Annotated in this window: 15 protein-coding genes and 2 pseudogenes; 9 read left to right on the top strand and 8 right to left on the bottom strand. The window is 62.8% G+C overall.

Annotated elements, in window-relative coordinates; all coding sequences use genetic code 11:
- Positions 1–24 precede the first annotated feature (24 nt).
- The 6 genes from O3656_RS06940 to O3656_RS06915 all read right to left on the bottom strand — a co-directional run bounded on the left by O3656_RS06940 (position 25) and on the right by O3656_RS06915 (position 6,674).
- The gene (locus tag O3656_RS06940; protein WP_500063249.1) at positions 25–1,221 is read right to left on the bottom strand and encodes a S8 family peptidase; all 1,197 of its coding nucleotides are present in this window, start codon (positions 1,219–1,221) and stop codon (positions 25–27) included.
- Positions 1,218–2,417 carry a S8 family peptidase gene (locus O3656_RS06935; protein WP_500063248.1) on the bottom strand — a complete coding sequence of 400 codons (1,200 nt, stop codon included), beginning with the start codon at positions 2,415–2,417 and terminating at the stop codon, positions 1,218–1,220. Before O3656_RS06935 ends, O3656_RS06940 begins: the two co-directional genes overlap by 4 nt.
- Positions 2,414–3,634: a S8 family peptidase gene (locus O3656_RS06930; RefSeq protein WP_500063247.1), complete on the bottom strand. Its 1,221-nt coding sequence runs from the start codon at positions 3,632–3,634 to the stop codon at positions 2,414–2,416. Before O3656_RS06930 ends, O3656_RS06935 begins: the two co-directional genes overlap by 4 nt.
- Entirely contained in the window at positions 3,613–5,235 is a 1,623-nt protein-coding gene (locus O3656_RS06925; RefSeq protein ID WP_500063246.1) for a hypothetical protein, read from the bottom strand. Before O3656_RS06925 ends, O3656_RS06930 begins: the two co-directional genes overlap by 22 nt.
- 119 nt (positions 5,236–5,354) lie before the next feature.
- On the bottom strand, positions 5,355–5,840 hold the full coding sequence (locus tag O3656_RS06920) for a hypothetical protein (protein ID WP_500063245.1): 486 nt from the start codon (positions 5,838–5,840) through the stop codon (positions 5,355–5,357).
- A gap of 231 nt (positions 5,841–6,071) precedes the next feature.
- Positions 6,072–6,674 carry a hypothetical protein gene (locus tag O3656_RS06915; RefSeq protein ID WP_500063244.1) on the bottom strand — a complete coding sequence of 201 codons (603 nt, stop codon included), beginning with the start codon at positions 6,672–6,674 and terminating at the stop codon, positions 6,072–6,074.
- 151 nt (positions 6,675–6,825) lie between these two features.
- On the opposite strand from O3656_RS06915, the gene O3656_RS06910 reads away from it, so the two are divergent.
- The 3 genes from O3656_RS06910 (at position 6,826) to O3656_RS06900 (ending at position 9,199) form a co-directional block, all read left to right on the top strand.
- Complete coding sequence (locus tag O3656_RS06910; protein ID WP_500063243.1) at positions 6,826–7,347, top strand: peptidylprolyl isomerase; 522 nt, start codon at positions 6,826–6,828, stop codon at positions 7,345–7,347.
- 107 nt (positions 7,348–7,454) lie between these two features.
- Positions 7,455–8,333: a rhomboid family intramembrane serine protease gene (locus O3656_RS06905; protein ID WP_500063242.1), complete on the top strand. Its 879-nt coding sequence runs from the start codon at positions 7,455–7,457 to the stop codon at positions 8,331–8,333.
- A 104-nt stretch (positions 8,334–8,437) separates the two neighbouring features.
- On the top strand, positions 8,438–9,199 hold the full coding sequence (locus tag O3656_RS06900) for a Rossmann-like domain-containing protein (protein WP_500063241.1): 762 nt from the start codon (positions 8,438–8,440) through the stop codon (positions 9,197–9,199).
- 116 nt (positions 9,200–9,315) lie between these two features.
- Here the strand turns inward: O3656_RS06900 and O3656_RS06895 are convergent, their stop codons facing one another.
- Complete coding sequence (locus O3656_RS06895) at positions 9,316–9,579, bottom strand: cell division protein CrgA (RefSeq protein WP_016460751.1); 264 nt, start codon at positions 9,577–9,579, stop codon at positions 9,316–9,318.
- A 123-nt stretch (positions 9,580–9,702) separates the two neighbouring features.
- On the opposite strand from O3656_RS06895, the gene O3656_RS06890 reads away from it, so the two are divergent.
- From O3656_RS06890 to O3656_RS06875, 4 genes are all read left to right on the top strand, one after another.
- Positions 9,703–10,407, top strand: coding sequence for a DUF881 domain-containing protein (locus O3656_RS06890; RefSeq protein WP_500063240.1), 705 nt, complete (start codon positions 9,703–9,705; stop codon positions 10,405–10,407).
- Entirely contained in the window at positions 10,400–11,161 is a 762-nt protein-coding gene (locus O3656_RS06885; RefSeq protein ID WP_500063239.1) for a class E sortase, read from the top strand. Before O3656_RS06890 ends, O3656_RS06885 begins: the two co-directional genes overlap by 8 nt.
- 9 nt (positions 11,162–11,170) lie before the next feature.
- Positions 11,171–11,326 (top strand): hypothetical protein, encoded by a 156-nt coding sequence (locus O3656_RS06880; RefSeq protein ID WP_007588533.1) that lies wholly within the window; start codon positions 11,171–11,173, stop codon positions 11,324–11,326.
- A gap of 247 nt (positions 11,327–11,573) precedes the next feature.
- A complete protein-coding gene (locus O3656_RS06875) occupies positions 11,574–12,260 on the top strand; it encodes a glutamine amidotransferase-related protein (RefSeq protein ID WP_500063238.1) in 687 nt (228 codons plus the stop codon).
- Here the strand turns inward: O3656_RS06875 and O3656_RS06870 are convergent.
- The gene (locus O3656_RS06870) at positions 12,250–14,040 is read right to left on the bottom strand and encodes a hypothetical protein (RefSeq protein WP_500063237.1); all 1,791 of its coding nucleotides are present in this window, start codon (positions 14,038–14,040) and stop codon (positions 12,250–12,252) included. The two genes, O3656_RS06875 and O3656_RS06870, sit on opposite strands and share 11 nt — an antisense overlap.
- A 1,133-nt stretch (positions 14,041–15,173) precedes the next feature.
- Between O3656_RS06870 and O3656_RS06865 the strand changes: the two are divergent.
- Both O3656_RS06865 and O3656_RS06860 read left to right on the top strand, forming a co-directional pair.
- Positions 15,174–15,359: pseudogene (locus O3656_RS06865) on the top strand (IS1/IS1595 family N-terminal zinc-binding domain-containing protein); the annotation flags it as partial.
- Between the two features lie 12 nt (positions 15,360–15,371).
- Positions 15,372–15,656, top strand: a pseudogene (locus O3656_RS06860) (hypothetical protein); the annotation flags it as partial.

Raw genomic sequence — 15,656 nt, 5'->3', positions numbered from 1 at the left:
TGCTGGCGCGGGGTTTGTCATGCCTTATTTGGCGTGGTAGCGGGGGCTGGTGCCCAGGTGGATTGGTGTGGGGATGTCGGTGTCTCGTACAACGGTTTCGTCGAGGCCGCGGTATGTGTACGAGTCATCGAAGGCGAGCTCTGTTGGTGCGACGACGCCATCAGCGTACTCTTGAACTTCTTCGGCAGTGGGGCTGGATCCGCCACCTTTATCCGCGATCGGGTTTTCGTCGGGGTATTGGGATGGGTCCGTATTGACCAGGGCGCCTGGGTCGACACGACCGAATCCGGTGTATATGTTCCACCCGTCTTGATCAGTGCGGGCCGTGTGCGTGAGCAGTTGGAGGAGTTGGTTGCTGGTGGCGTTGGGCCACTTCTGCTTGGCCAGTGTCATGAAACCAGCGGTAAGAGGAGCTGAAATTGATGTGCCGGAGGTCTGTCCGATTTGATTGTCTGCATAGTTTCGGACGGCAACGGGACCGCCGAACGCAGTCGTAGTGACGCCTTGACCCCACGAGGAATAGTCTGCCAGCTTTCCGTTAAGATCAATGGCGCTAACGCCAACGACTCCTGAGAAGCGGGAGAGGTGCGTAATATTTTGATCTCTCCGTTCATTGCCCATCGAAGAGACAATGACAACGTTTTCGTGCATCGAACGTGCAATTGCCCATTTGAGTGCGCGACTTTCGTCCGGAACCGCCTGAGCGACAGAAATTACCGAGGCGCCATCGTTCATCGCATGATTGAGAAGCGAAGCGATTGAGTGCTTTGACGAGCGAGAGTCTCCATAGCAATCAGAGCCTGCACTGTCACCTTCACTGGCAGACAAGCTTCGGTAGGTCAAGATTGAAGCGTCTGGGGCGACTCCGTATTGGCTCGACCCCAGAAGAGAAGCGACAAGTGTTCCGTGAGTTTTACTCTCGTTGCTCGAGGTGACGGTGCAGGGTGTTTTGTCGATGATGGTGGCACCTGCGAGTTCGGGCGCGCTTGTGTCGACCTCGCCATCAATGAGCGCGATGGTGACGCCCTTGCCGGTGTAGCCTTTCGCGCGCGCCTGATCGAGCTTGTAGTAAGCGAAGTAGGGCTGGTCGGCCGCCGTGATGGGGTCGGCGGCATGCGCGGGAGCGGCAGGCAGGGCAATAGCCCCGGCCGCCAGGGCCAGGGTCACCGCGCACGCACCCGCAAAGCGCAGCCGCCGGTGTCTGGTTGGCTTGGTCGTCATTTGGCGTGGTATCTGGGGCTGGTGCCCAGGTGGATTGGTGTGGGGATGTCGGTGTCTCGTACAATGGTTTCGTCGAGGCCGCGGTAGGTGTAGGTGGAGTCCCCGGCGATGTTTCGGGGGTCGACGAGGCCAGCGAGGTATTGCTGGGACTCTTCGTTTGTGGGACCCAGGTCGCTGTAGCCCTTGTCCATGAGCGGGTTCTCGTCGGGGTACTGGGAGGGATCAGTGTTGACCATGGCTCCGGGGTCAGCTCCACCGTATCCGATGTACTTGTTCCACCCGCTTTGATCGGTTCGGGCTGTGTGCGTGAGCAGTTGGAGGAGTTGGTTGCTGGTGGCGTTGGGCCACTTCTGCTTGGCCAGGGCCAGGAAGCCTGCGACCAGGGGCGTGGCGTTGGAGGTGCCTCTGGTACTGATGTTGGTGTTGTTCTCGTAATTGTGGGCGAGGATGGGGTCTCCCACGGCGGCCACTGTCACGCCTTTGCCCCACGAGGAGTATTCGGCGCGCTTACCGGAGGTGTCGATGGCGCTGACACTGACCACCCCGGACCACTTGCCAAAGGTGTGAATAGTATCTTCCTCGTTGTCGTTTCCTGCGCCGCTCACCACGATGACGCCCAGGGCGTTAGCGCGGGCGATCGCCCACTTCACGGCGTCGCTCGTGTCTCCACTTGTCGCCGAGATGCTGATGATTTGGGCACCGTCAGTGATCGCCTGATTGATCAGCCACTCGGGCTCATCGAGCGTGTTAGCGTGGTGGCCACGGCAATCGGACTCTGCCTTGTCGCCATCCTTTGGGAAGGAGGTGCGGTAGGCAAGGAGCGTGGCGTCGGGAGCAACGCCATACTCTTTGGAGACCAGGAGCGAGGCCATGGCAGTGCCGTGGCTCTTCGAGTTGGCACCGGAGTTGACGGTGCATGGTGTTTTGTCGATGATGGTGGCGCCTGCCAGCTCGGGCGCGGTGGTGTCGACCTCGCCGTCGATGAGTGCGATGGTGACGCCCTTGCCGGTATAGCCCTTCGCGCGCGCCTGATCGAGGTGGTAGTAGGCGAAGTAGGGCTGTTGGGCCGCCGTGATGGGGTCGGCGGCTTGTGCGGGAGCGGCGGGCAGGGCGGTGGCCCCGGCCGTCAGGGCCAGGATCATCGCACACGCGCCCGCAAAGCGCAGCCGCCGGTGTCTCGTTGGGCTAGTCGTCATTTGGCGTGGTAGCGGGGGCTGGTGCCCAGGTGGATTGGCACGTCGGCGTCAGTGTCGTGGATGACACTTTCGTCGGTACCTCGGTACGTGTAGGAGTCGTCGAATGCAATGTCGCGGGGATTGACGAGGCCGTCTATGTACTGCTGGATTTCGTCCGTGGAGGGACCCCTGTGCATGGCGGGGTCCATCAACGGATTCTCGTCTGGATACTGAGACGGATCGGTGTTCACCATGGCACCGAGGTCAGCAACTCCGTATCCCGTGTATTTGTTCCAGCGTCCCTCGTTGTTCAATGCCGTCTTGGTCATCAGTTGGAGGAGTTGATTGCCGGTGGCGTTGGGCCACTTCTGCTTGGCCAGGGCCAGGAAACCTGAGATGAGGGGCGTGGAGTACGATGTGCCGTCTGTGGTGGCTTTGTTGCCTGTTTCGTAGTTGCGGACGATGATAGGGCCACCCACTGCTGCGGTGGTGGTTCCCTTCCCCGATGAGGAGTAGGGGGCTACGTTGCCGGTGGTGTCGATGGCACCGACGCCGACGACGCCGGACCACTTCGCAAGGCCTGTGTCCGTTTCGTCCTTCGCTGTGTTACCCATGGCGGTGACGACGATGACGCCGCGGGCATTGGCGCGGGCAATTGTCCACTTGGTTGCTTCATCGAAATCTTCGTCGGACGAGGAGATACTGATGATCTGAGCACCGTCGCTGATCGCGCGATTGATGAGAGAGTTGTTTTCTTCGATGCCATTACCGTTGTGGACCGCACATCCGGCAGCGGCACCTTCGCCCTCATCCTCAAACCTGGTTCGGTAGGTCAGGAGTGTTGCGTCGGGGGCGACGCCGTACTCCTTGGAGACCAGGAGCGAGGCGACGGCTGTCGCGTGGCTCTTAGATTGTGTGCTCGAATGGACGGTGCAGGGGCTCTTGTCGATGATGGTGGCGCCTGCGAGTTCGGGCGCGCTGGTGTCGACCTCGCCGTCGATGAGCGCGATGGTGACGCCCTTGCCGGTGTAGCCTTTCGCTCGTGCCTGATCGAGGTGGTAGTAGGCGAAGTAGGGCTGGTCGGCCGCCGTGATGGGGTCGGCGGCTTGGGCGGGAGCAGCGGGCAGGGCGATGGCACCGGCCGCCAGGGCCAGGGTCATCGCGCACGCACCCGCGAGGCGCAGCCTGCGACGGTGGTCAGAAACGTGATTCGTGGTCACCATTGGCGGGGATCCCATCCGTCGTCCTTGTGGGGGGCAGGCTTCAGGTCCTTGTCCGAGCCGTAGGTCTGCGACATCGGATTGACGTAGCCGGGAGGCAGACCGTCTTCGTCATCGTCTTCGAACTTGAAGGCCGTGTACTTGTGTCGACGCCCCTTCTTGTCGTCCTTGCCGCCGCCGGCACCCGCGCCGGCACCCGCGCCCATGAAGCCGCCCATACCGGGCCGCCCGGCCGTGCTGGCACCGCCAGTGGCACCACTGCTGCCATTCTTTCCAGCGGCTCCAGCGGCTCCGCCTGTACCTGTCGTGCCCGTGAGTCCGGTCGTACCACCCGATGCGCTTGCACTGCCAGCCAGGCCGTTGGAGCCAAAGCGGCCTCCGGAAGCTGAACCCCCGCGTAGTCCGCCGAGGCTGCCGGTGCCTGCGCCACCGCGACCGGATGCGCCGATGCCGCCGGCGCCACCGCGACCGGATGCACTGATGCCGCCAATACCTGAACGGCCCGCGGAACCAAGTCCACCTGCGCCACCGCGACCCAGTGAGCTGCCCGCTCCCGCCCCCAGACGAGATGCGCCGCGCGCACCGAGGGCGGCGGCGCCGAGGGCACCCGCACCGAGAACACCAGCGCCGAGGGCACCCGCACCCGCATGGCTCGTACGCCCGGAGGCGTCGAAGTGGGTGGAGGGTCCCCCGTTAATGTTCCACAGAGGATGGTAGCGATCGCTTGGAGGAGCGGGGGTGTATCCGCCGACGGTGCCGTTGGCGTAGCGCTCCCCGCCGATGCGTGTGTGCAGCAGGTCGATGCCCATCAGGTCCTCGGGGTCGGTGATGGGCTTGCTGCGGCTGCCTAGCTCGCCCTCACTTGCATAGCGATCGGGTATGCGCTGGGACTGAAGCTTGCGCAGCTTCTCGGCGTCCGCATCCTGCGCGGTTGGGTCGTCGAATCCGCTCGGGTAGGCACTGGAATTGGCACCGCGCTGGTCCGCGTGCCCGTAGTCACTGTCGCGGTCGCCTGGGTAAAGGCCGGGCTGATCAGGGGACGCCGACTTGTTTCCGTTTTCGATGTCCTTAACGACCCATGGAGCGGAAATGTCATTGATGTCAACGAGTCCGGTACCGCCCCGCCTACCTTGACCGTTACCGCTCTTCGTACCCTTTCCTGCCTGCTGTACGCCACGCGCATGCGCAGCCAATTGGTGCATTGAGTCGTTGAGATCGTGCAGAATCTGCTTGGATTTCTGTTCGCGCTCGGCGTTTGCTTGTGCGGCAACCGCGTCGTAGACGGCTGCGCCGGTTGAGGCCAAGACATTGATGCCGAAGCCCATCGGTCCCATTCCTTGCGAGACTGGAATCGCCACATCGGCCGCGTCGCGAAGCGCATCCAGCCGGGAGTCAACGAGGACGGGTGAAAGTAACTCAGCCTCCTCGCGCGCGTGCTGCATGACGCGGCGCATCTCAACCTCGACAAGCGTCGCCGCGAGGTACGAGGAACGCCACTCACATAAGCGCAATTCGGCCTCATCAAGCCATTTTTGGATAGCATCGCCCGTTTTCCCTTGGAAACCCTGGTACTCGCGGTAGTGCTGAATACGCTTCTCGGCCTCTTCAATCGCTTCCATTGTGGTGCGGTGTCGAGCATCCAAATCTGCGAGAGACTGGTTCGCCTTTGCGAACTTTACAAAATGCATGAGGCGTTCATACATGGGGCTGTGAACCATTGCTATGTCACTTCCTGCGATCACATACCGGTCTGGGCACCGACGGCAGAGGGCTTACTGTCATCTTGAGTCTTCGCCGTGGCTGCCCCTAGCGGCGTCTCGGCTGAGGTGTCCAGGGTGCCGGCAGTCGTGAGCGCTTGCGCTCCGACCGTTCCAGCAATCTTCTGAAGGAATGGGTTATATGCCATGTCGGACTCCGTGCCCTGTAGCAAGCGCACGATTTCCTCTTCTGCCTGCCTAAAAGCTTCTTCGGCCTCGTCAACCATTTTGCCGAAATCACGGAACTGGACGCCCTCGGAAGCGAAGCCCCGTCCGACTTGTTCGTACGCGATCTGCAAGGCCTGACGGGCTGCTTCTACGCCCTCCTCCGAGCCCCAGACGTCGGCTACCTGAGCGTCCGCAAACTCCCGAGCGGCCTGAGCAGCCGTGTCGAAAGACTCTGCTCCAAGGGCTCCGTCCTGACGCGTCTGATCGTGCTTATTCGAGTCGAAGCTTACGTCGATCACGAAAACCTCCAGGCGAAACAGGCGCAGGCGCGGCCTGCAGACGTCAATGAGATGACCTTCATCATATGACCATCCGGAAAAGGTCGCAAAATGCGGGGTATTCGTGGGTGAGCGGTGCTGGAAGGAAACGGTCGCTGCAAGAGCGCATGCGGGCAAGAGATGGCAAATGGTCGGGGGCCGCGACGCAGCGCGTCGCGGCCCCCAAAGCAAAAACCTCTCAGAAGGTTAGGCTCACTCGCCCGCCTCGAAGGTGGCCTTCTCGGCCTCGGTGTCCGGCACGAAGGAATCCGTGTCCAGATCGGCCCAGTACTCCTCGGCCCACGGGTCCTCGATCGGCTGCGAACGCTTCCACAGGATGTAGCCCGCACCGGCGACGGCACCCACCAGGGCCGTCAGGCCGAAGGCGCGCAGCACGCGGCACTTGCGGCGCTTAGGCGTGGGCGTCGCAAGGGCGACGGCCGAGGCCTCGGACGCGCGGCGAGCGCGATCCGACAGCGAACCGCGAGCCTGCAGGGCAGCACCCGCCTGGTTCACGGCGAGGGAAGCGCGGGGCAGGTAGTCGTCCACGAGGTGCTCGCGAGCGTTCTCGATCGCCGGACCGGCCTGCGCGGCAGCGGCCTGCGCGCGAGCGGCAGCGTTCTCGATCGCGGGGGTCGCGTGCTCGATCGCGGAGTTCAGCGCGGCCTGGGCGCGAGGCGCGGCCCAGTCGACGCCCTGGCCAGCCAGATCAGCGGCGCGCACGGCAACCTTGCCGGCGTAAATGGCAGCGGCGTCGCGAAGCTGCTGGGACGATGCGCGCAGCTTTTCTGCATCGAAAGTCGGCGAAGTAACCATGATGTCTCCGATTCTGTCCACAATAAACAGGGGCGCGGACGCGCCACTCACCCCTATTGTGCTACAACGGGCTGTGATCTGCAGCCCACCGGCTCCCGTGACGTGCACGACGGACAGGAAACACCCAGGAAAAGATGCGACCATTGGTCCCATGAAAGCTATTCTTCACACCTCCGCCGGCGACATCACCGTCGAACTGTTCCCCAACCACGCCCCCAACACGGTCAACAACTTCGTGACCCTGGCCAAGGGCGAGCGCGAATGGGTCGACCCGAAGACCGGCCAGAAGACCTCCCGTCCCCTCTACGACGGCACCATCTTCCACCGCGTCATCCCCGGCTTCATGATCCAGGGCGGCGACCCCCTCGGCACCGGCACCGGCGGTCCCGGCTACCAGTTCAACGACGAGATCCACCCCGAGCTGAACTTCAACGACCCCTACCTGCTCGCCATGGCCAACGCCGGCAAGCGCATGGGCAAGGGCACCAACGGCTCCCAGTTCTTCATCACCGTGGCCCCCACCCCGTGGCTGCTCGGCAACCACACCATCTTCGGCAAGGTCGTCGACGAGGACTCCAAGCGCGTCGTCGACGCCATCGCCACGACCCCCACGGGCGCGAACGACCGCCCCGTGACGGAGCAGGTCATCAACTCCATCGAGATCGTCGACTGACCCTCTCCCCTCATCATCGACGAGGCCGGGGCCGCCCCCGCTGCTGCGTGCAGTGACCGGGATGGTGCGCCCCGGCCTCGTCCCTTACCCCCGCCGAAAGGGAAGCTATGAGCATGCCGAGCTACGGCCAACGCTCTGACCCGCGCGCCGCCCCCGAGTGCCCGCGCCACCCGGGCGTGCGCAGCGTCGACTACTGCAAGCGCTGCAACCGCCCCATGTGCGTGGACTGCGCGATCCCCACAGAGGTCCGCTCAATCTGCGTGGACTGCTCCTCCTCGAAGAAAGAGTGGATGCGTTCCCCGGCGCGCGCGGCCGCCGCTGGCGCGCCGGTCGTCACCTACGCGATGATGGCGATCTGCGTCCTCATGTACGCCCTCACATGGGTGTCGCCCTCCCTCACGTCCTCGCTCGCCCTCGTGCCCGCGCAGCTGAGGGCCCACCCGTGGACGATCCTCACGGGCGCATTCCTGCACGGCGGTGTGTTGCACATCCTGTTCAACATGCTGTCCCTGTACTGGGTGGGGCGCGCGATCGAGCCGGTGATGGGCTGGTGGCGCTTCCTCACCGTCTACCTGGTGAGCGCGCTGGGTGGCTCCGCTTTCATCCTCGCCTGGTGCCTGATCCAGCCCACCGAGATTTTCGTCAGCACGGTGGGCGCGTCCGCCGCCGTCTTCGGACTCTTCGGCGCGGTGTTTGTCCTGCAGCGCCTGGGTGGGTCCGACACGACCGCGATCCTGACCCTGCTCGGCGTAAACCTTGTCTACGGCTTCGTGGTCAGCGGCATCTCCTGGCAGGGGCACATCGGCGGGGCGATCGCCGGCGTGGCCGCCACGTGGGTTTTGGTGCGCCTGGCACGCCCGCGCTCGGGCGTCACGGAGGCCGCGCAGAATCGTCGCCAGGCGCTCGCGGCCCTCGGCATGATCGCGGGCATGGTTGCGCTCAGCGCGCTCGCTTTCCGCGTCCTGTACGAGGTCTACGGCGCGTGACGCGTTCGCGACCGACAGGCGCGTCGCATCTAAGGATGGCCTAATATAGGGAGGGTCCGGCAAAGCGTGCCGGGCCCTCCCTCATGCTTCCCACAGGAGAGACCATGACCAGCCCCTGGGACCTGTACGACCAGCTCATCGACGAGATCCCCGCCGACATCACCGTCACGGCGATCCACACCGACGGCAAGTGGCGCCGCGTCGCCTCGAGTGAAGACGGCGTCGGCATGGCCTTCGGCATGAACGTCCAGTCCCGCCCGCGCGCCACCGAGGATCCCTCCGACCTCATCGGACGGCCCCTGCGCGACGTCGCGGCCCTCGCCAAGTCCTGGAACTTCGAGGACGCCGGCATCGGCATGGCCGCCGTCAACGCCTACCACTCCCACCCCGTCCGCGCCCTCGCCCACGGATTTACCCCCTGCAAGGAAAACAACTGGGCGCGCACCTTCCACCCCTACGCGCCCCTTGTCGCCGGCAAGCGCGTCGCCGTCATCGGACACTTCCCCTTCGCGGCCGCCGCCATGCCCGATGCCGCGCAGCTCGTCATCCTCGAACGCAACGTCTTCGACGGCGACTACCCCGACTCCGCCTGCGAATACCTGCTCCCCGAGATGGACTACGTCTTCATCTCCGGATCCGCGTTCGTCAACAAGACCATGCCGCGCCTCCTCGCGCTCGCGTCCACCGCCCACACCGTCGTCCTCGGCCCCTCCGCCCCCGCGTCCCCCGCGATCATTCACGCCGGGGCCGCGACCGTCATGTCCTTCGCCAGCGCCCACCCCGCGCGCCTCGAAGACGGGCTCGCCGGACGATCCCTCCTCGGCATGTACGACGCGGGCATGAGGGTCGAACTCAGCAGGGCGTGACCCGAGGACGAGGCCGTGACCCGGTAGTCAGCCCCGGCCTCGTCGATAGAAATAGTGGGGCACCCCGGCCGCAGCCGGAACGCCCCACACTCACGTTTTCGCGATACTGCCCGCGCTCAACGCCAACGCAGCGTCATGAGGAAGCCGACCATCATCGTGCCCAGGCCCACCGCGATGTTCCATGCGCCTAGCTTCGGAACCGGGTAGGTGCCCGACGAAATGTAGTAGACAACAACCCACAGCAGGCCCAGAATCATCAGGGTCACGAAAGCGGGTGCCCACCAGGCCGGGCTGAGCGGAATACCGTCAGTCCAGTTCTGGATATCGGTATCGTCCTCAACCTCGTGCCCATTCTTCTTACGCTTCTTGGATTCGGCCACGTCGGGTCCTCTCTGCTGGCCCGCGCGGGAAGAAAACCGCCCGGCGGTGATGAATTAGTCGCAACACTAGCGTAGTCTCGGACGTGGAAAGTGCCAAAGCGCAGCGCCACGGGAGGGGGAAAGATGCGCCCACGCAGCGTACGCCACATCGCAGGCGTCCTCGCCGTCACCGTCGCGTCCGGACTCCTTTTTTCCATCTCCGCGCTCAACGAACGCAAGAATCCCGCGGCCACCTCCGACCTGACCACCCTCGTGCGAAACCGCCAGGAGCAGGTCAAAGCCCTCGACAACGAGGTGTCCGAGCTCGACGCGCAGGTCCAGAGCTTCTCCTCCGCCGACCCCCAATCCGGCGCCCCCGACGAAGACGCGTTCACCGCCCGCTCCAACCGCCCAGTCACCGGGCCCGGCGTCCAAATCACCCTCTCCGACGCGCCCCCCGGGCAGATCCCCGAAGGCGCAACCCCCAATGACCTCGTCATCCACCAGCAGGACATCGAGGACACCATGAACGCCCTGTGGAGCGCCGGCGCCGAGGCCATGACCGTCCAAGGCGTACGCGTCACCTCCCGCACCGTCATCCGCTGCATCGGCAACGTCATCCTCGTCGATGGCACCAGCTACTCGCCGCCCTATGTGATCCAAGCAATCGGTGATCCTGCCACCCTGCGCGCGACGGTTACTGCAAACCCACGTATGGTGAATTACCAGGTCTACGTGACAAAGTACGGCCTCGGGTGGGATATGCAGACCAAAGACTCCCTGAGCTTCGCGCCCGCCACCACCTCGCAGACAGTCAACTACGCAACCGTGGAGGAAACGAATGGGTGAACACGTCGCCCCAGCCTCGCCGACAAGCAAAAAGCGCTCCAACATCTTCTGGAACATCGTCGGTGTCGTCGGCGAACTGCTCATCACCTTCGCGTTCGTCATCGGCCTCTTCTCCGTCTGGCAGCTCTACTGGACGACCTACCAAGTCTCCGGACAGGTCTCCCAGACCATCGCCTCGTACGAAGAGGGCCACCAGCCCGCCAAGCGCACCCTCGGCGAAGTCCGCACCGACGACCCGCCCGAGTTCACGCGCGAAGTCGGCGACGGCGAAGTCTACGGCCTCATCCACGTGCCCACCTGGGACTGGATGAAGATCCCCCTCGCCGAAGGCACCACCTCCTACGTCCTCGACCAGGGGTGGGCCGGCCACTACGACATGACCACCCAGCCCGGCGGCGTCGGCAACTTCTCCGTCGCCGGCCACCGCCGCACCTACGGCAACAACTTCCGCTGGATCGACCGCCTCAGCCAGGGCGACAAGGTCGTCGTGGAAGTCGACGACCACTACCTCGTCTACTCCATGGTCTCCTCCGAGATCATCGACGCCACCGACCCCACCCAGATGCGCGTCGTCGCCCCCGTCATCGACGATGAATCCTGGTCCGAAACCCCCACCGAGCGCTGGATGACCATGACCACCTGCCACCCCGAATACGGCAACTGGCAGCGCTACATCGTCCACCTCAAGTTCGAATCCTGGACCCCCAAGGACACGGGCGTGCCCGCCGAACTCGTCGACGAACCCACGAACTAAGGACCCCACATGTACGCATGGATCTTCCGCCACCTGCCCGGCCCCACCTGGTTCAAGGTCATTGAATCCCTGGCCCTCATCGGCGCGGCGGTCGCCGCCCTGTTCACCTGGGTCTACCCCTGGGTCCAGTCATACCTGGAACTGGGACAGTCCTCCGTCGGCTGAGCCTGAGCCGATCGATAGTCGATGGGACGAGGCCGGGGCCACCCCGGCCTCGTGCCGTATCCGCGTGTGTGGGGCGGGGTCGCGAACCTTGCATGTGGGAATTTCTGCTCGGCTGTCCCGCGGGCGCGGGGTCGGTCTCCCATCTCTCATTCGTGAATGCGTCACCGCTTTCTATGCCGCCGCTTTCCGCACCGCACCGCTCGTTTGTCGGACAGCGCCCGCGCGCCCACTGGGGGAGCGCCCTACGATGGATGACGGAGAAGGGGCCACGGCCTCGTACATGAAAGGACCGGCGATGGCACGAATCCTCTGCGTCGACAACTATGACTCGTTCGTCTTCACGATCGTGGGCTACCTGCGCCACCTGGGCGCCGTCGTGGACGTCGTGCGTAACGATGTCGTGGATCCCGCGTGGTTCGAGGCCGGTTACGACGGCGTCCTCATCTCCCCCGGACCCGGCGACCCCAAGAGCGCCGGCGCCTCCCTGCAGACCATCGCCGACTGCGCCGAGCGCGAGATCCCGATGCTGGGCGTGTGCCTGGGCCACCAGGCCCTGGGCGAGCTCTTCGGCGCGACCGTCGGGCATGCGCCCGAACTCATGCACGGCAAGACCTCCGTCATCACCCACGACGGGCGCGGCGTGTTCGAGGGCGTGCCCTCGCCGCTGACCGTCACCCGCTACCACTCGCTGACTATCGACCCGGCGACCATGCCCGACGAGCTCGAGGTCTCCGCGAGCACCGAGTCCGGCATCATCATGGGCGTGCGCCACCGTTCACTGCCCCTCGAGGGCGTCCAGTTCCACCCCGAGTCCGTCATGACCCAGTCTGGGCACCTCATGTTCGCCAACTGGCTGGCCGCCTGCGGTGATGCCGACGCGCGTGAGCGTGCCGTGTCCCTCAAGCCCGTCGTCGCGGAGCGCTTCAAGCTGTAGGTTTCGCGGGGGTTTCTACCGTTTCGGGATGCGCTGATGCGTCGTTCGGTGCGGATTTCGTGTTCTGTGCGGGATCCGGACTCTGTGTGGGTTCCGAATCGCCTGGGTCCGCAGCCTCTATGTCGTCCTGTGTATCGGTAAGCTCAGGCTTCGTGGGCGGTAGGAGCTGCATAGGATCATCGACGAGCATTTCTGCGACGCTGCGCGCCTCGACGCGTGCGGTGCTCGGGAAACACCACTCGCGACATTTTTTCTCCCCTTGCGTGAGGTCTAGCTCCGGGAGCGCATCATCTGTGTCCGTGAACGTTGGAGTCACGTCGTTGATGGAGAACTCTTCTTTGACAATGCCCTTCTGAATGAACTCCTGTGGGTCAGCGGTGATGATGCGGCGGCCGGTAACGGCAACCATCTCGGGCGAGACCATTACTGCTCTTCCGGTAGCGCGTCTGACCCAGCCCAGGCTCCATTCCGTTGCGTCTTTCGGTGTCGGGAGCTTGGACCATGCCGAGTCCACAGATGGCTTGGATCTGACTCTGTCGATGGTTGGGGCGACGACTTTATGAGTCAACGCGTTGACAGGGAACGCTAATGCCCTCAGTTCTTCGCCCTCGTCCAGGTACCAGCGCAGGATTTGGGTGTAGGGAGACACATCGTAGTCGTCGGGTGCACAGGTGACATCCAGGCTGGGAATAGGTTTTTCTTGGATTCCCAGCTGCTGTACGAGGGGATTCAGTGTGCCGATAATCTCTTGTGCCATTTGTTGGGATAGGTGGGACTGCTTTCGCTTACCGGAGGCCGGTACGGTCCAACCGCCGGGAAGCTCCGCGATGATGCGAAGCTCGCGCATGAGGCCGTGCAAAAGAGCGCGTTGAACCTGCAGGTCCTCGATAACTTCCTGGCGGATCTGAAGTGGTTCGGCGTGGGGGTGTTCGCCTTGTGCCTGGGCCCGTGCGATGCGCAGCTCAGTTAGGTGTGCCCATGCCCGGAGCGTTTCAAACGCAGCACAAGAATCGTTCACAATGCGAGCCTTGTTCGTCTGGATGTAGTCCCTTTGCGTGTGTGAGTCGTCATGAGCTTTCTCGAGGGCTTCCTGGTGGTTCGCAACCTGCTTCTTGTAGAAGTGACGGTGAGATTGAATTCTAGATACAAGTCCGGAGATGATCGACCAGTCGGTCTCCGACACGTAGTCATGGCTAGAGCTAGCCCGATAGATCTCATCGATGGTCTGACAGTCGCCCTGGTAATCAGCATTCCTCGAGTCGGTCAGCACCTGAAGCGTTTGCAGAGAGGTCTGCTGGACTGTGCTCACCTGCTTGGAAATGTTGTTGAGCTGCATCTGCACGGCCACCATCGCGACCGCCGGGCCGATGGCTGCGATGGCGCCCGCGATCTGGGGAGCTGACATGGGAATGAGGCGTGCTTGGCGAGTGATTTGCCCACCAGTATTTCTGACGGCACCGATCAATCGACCGTCAGTGGTCTTCGTGAGTGCGTTGCCTGCGGCTAGTTGTGCCTTGGTGACGGCATCCAGCTTGTAGAGGCCGGACATATGCTGGATGGCGTTGGCCGCCGAGGCTGCGCCTCCGCTCAGTGAGGCTCCCTCGCCGATTGACGCGATGAGATCGTTGAGCGCACGATCACCTACCAGCGAGCCGTCAATCTTTTCGAGGCCTACGGTGTTGGGGCCAACGACGAGGGCGTAATCGTCTTCGAGGGGGACGATGATGGTGTCATCCTCATTGGGATCCCATTGCGCAACGTCCTGCGTCGTGTCACTCATATCTGCGCTCCAGGTCTGACTGGAGGCTCCACCAATGGGTCCCAGTCACATGGTGATGAAGTAACCATCATGCTAGCACGAGGGCTGTTGCTCCCCGTGGGTTTGTTTGACGCATACGTCGCGAGCCTGCGGCTACAGGTGATTGATCTTGGGCGTGCGCTACCCCTGATGCTGAGTGTGGGCACTGAAACTGTGTTTTCCCAGTAGTTTCTCGTGGTTTATGCCGGCGGTGATGCGTGTTGTGGATAGGAAGTCGTGTTCTGGATAGGAACGGCTCTTCTGGATAGGTTATTTTCCTATCCAGAACGCCGTAACCTGTCCAGATCCTCGTTTCCTATCCAGTGCTCAGGGGGCGCAGCCCTGTCTTCTGAAACTCCGTACTCTTTCATCCGTCTAAGTAGTGGCCTGCAGTGGGGGTTTTGCACTACATGAGGGCCTGGGAGCATGCGTCGCCGGCGTGTCGGAGCCCCGTGTAGTGCAAAAGCCCCCGTTCGGAGCAAGGATTTTTCGGGGCGACCGCGTAAAGACTTGTTGCTTCGTGGTGTTACACCGTTTAGGGAGTGTTACACCCTTTCCGATCTGATGTAATGCTCCCGATCTGGTGTCGCAGATGTACTTGTTGGCGTGAGTATCCGGATAGGATACGAGCATACGGATAGGTTATGCGCATGCGGATAGCTTATTAACCTATCCGTATGCCGATAACCTATCCGCATCGTGACAACCTATCCGCGTGAGCACACACTCACTGCGACGGGGCAGAGCGCCGTGGCAGAAAGGGCCTGGTGTTCGAGTGCTGTGTTGTCTACGTGTCATCGCTGGCGCTCGAGCGCCGTGTCGTCTACGTGTCATCGCTGGCGCGCTGGCCGCAGTGGCGGCGGCATTGCAGTGCTGTTGGCGCGGTGATGCGGTGGCGCTAGTGCCGCAGATGTGCTTGTTGGCGTGAACATCCGGATAGGTTACGAGCATACGGATAGGTTATGCGCATGCGGATAGCTTATTAACCTATCCGGATGCCGATAACCTATCCACATCGTCACAACCGGGTTATAGGACACTACGTGTTGCTGGAAGGGTGACTTTTCGGCTTGGCGGTGTGGGAAAGTCGGTGTTTTAGTTGGTTGGGACCAACTATGAGGATGGACAAATCGTGTTGCTGGAGGGGTGACTTTTCGGCTTTGTTGCGCGGGAAAGTCACGATTTTAGTTGGTTGTGTTTGCCTCGTTCCTGTGAATACTGCATCGTGCCCCGTGTGTGGCTGCCCAATGATCCGTCACGGTAAGACGTCAACAGGTCGTCAACGCTGGCGGTGTAAACCCTGCAAAATCACGATGCTGAACGAAATCGACTCCACGGCCAAGCATCTGGATGAGTTCTTGGCGTGGCTCCTTGGCCGTCGCCGTCAGGTGGACATGCCTGGTGGGGGTCGTTCGTTTCGTCGGCGTTGTGAGCCATTGTGGCAGCTATGGCCCTTCAGTCCGATCATCGATGAGGTTCATGACGTCATCTTCGTCGACGGCATCCATCTGGGACGAGGCGCGGTGGTCCTCATCGCCCAGACACCTGATTGTGTGCTGGGTTGGTACGCGGCCAGGAGTGAGAATTCTCGGGCCTGG

The sequence above is a fragment of the Pauljensenia sp. 27098_8_83 genome (assembly GCF_041432695.1).
Taxonomy (GTDB): Bacteria; Actinomycetota; Actinomycetes; order Actinomycetales; family Actinomycetaceae; genus Pauljensenia.
Note: the sequence above shows the minus strand (reverse complement) of the source record. Positions and strands in the feature narration are given on the sequence as shown.

What these genes read in the sequence shown, in the direction of transcription:
- O3656_RS06885 (WP_500063239.1), top strand. Translation starts at nt 10,400, where the DNA reads ATGGGTGAACACGTCGCCCCAGCCTCGCCGACAAGCAAAAAGCGCTCC.
- O3656_RS06925 (WP_500063246.1), bottom strand. Translation starts at nt 5,235, where the DNA reads ATGGAAGCGATTGAAGAGGCCGAGAAGCGTATTCAGCACTACCGCGAG.
- O3656_RS06915 (WP_500063244.1), bottom strand. Translation starts at nt 6,674, where the DNA reads ATGGTTACTTCGCCGACTTTCGATGCAGAAAAGCTGCGCGCATCGTCC.
- O3656_RS06880 (WP_007588533.1), top strand. Translation starts at nt 11,171, where the DNA reads ATGTACGCATGGATCTTCCGCCACCTGCCCGGCCCCACCTGGTTCAAG.
- O3656_RS06870 (WP_500063237.1), bottom strand. Translation starts at nt 14,040, where the DNA reads ATGAGTGACACGACGCAGGACGTTGCGCAATGGGATCCCAATGAGGAT.
- O3656_RS06905 (WP_500063242.1), top strand. Translation starts at nt 7,455, where the DNA reads ATGAGCATGCCGAGCTACGGCCAACGCTCTGACCCGCGCGCCGCCCCC.
- O3656_RS06930 (WP_500063247.1), bottom strand. Translation starts at nt 3,634, where the DNA reads ATGGGATCCCCGCCAATGGTGACCACGAATCACGTTTCTGACCACCGT.
- O3656_RS06890 (WP_500063240.1), top strand. Translation starts at nt 9,703, where the DNA reads ATGCGCCCACGCAGCGTACGCCACATCGCAGGCGTCCTCGCCGTCACC.
- O3656_RS06875 (WP_500063238.1), top strand. Translation starts at nt 11,574, where the DNA reads ATGGATGACGGAGAAGGGGCCACGGCCTCGTACATGAAAGGACCGGCG.
- O3656_RS06935 (WP_500063248.1), bottom strand. Translation starts at nt 2,417, where the DNA reads ATGACGACTAGCCCAACGAGACACCGGCGGCTGCGCTTTGCGGGCGCG.
- O3656_RS06910 (WP_500063243.1), top strand. Translation starts at nt 6,826, where the DNA reads ATGAAAGCTATTCTTCACACCTCCGCCGGCGACATCACCGTCGAACTG.
- O3656_RS06940 (WP_500063249.1), bottom strand. Translation starts at nt 1,221, where the DNA reads ATGACGACCAAGCCAACCAGACACCGGCGGCTGCGCTTTGCGGGTGCG.
- O3656_RS06900 (WP_500063241.1), top strand. Translation starts at nt 8,438, where the DNA reads ATGACCAGCCCCTGGGACCTGTACGACCAGCTCATCGACGAGATCCCC.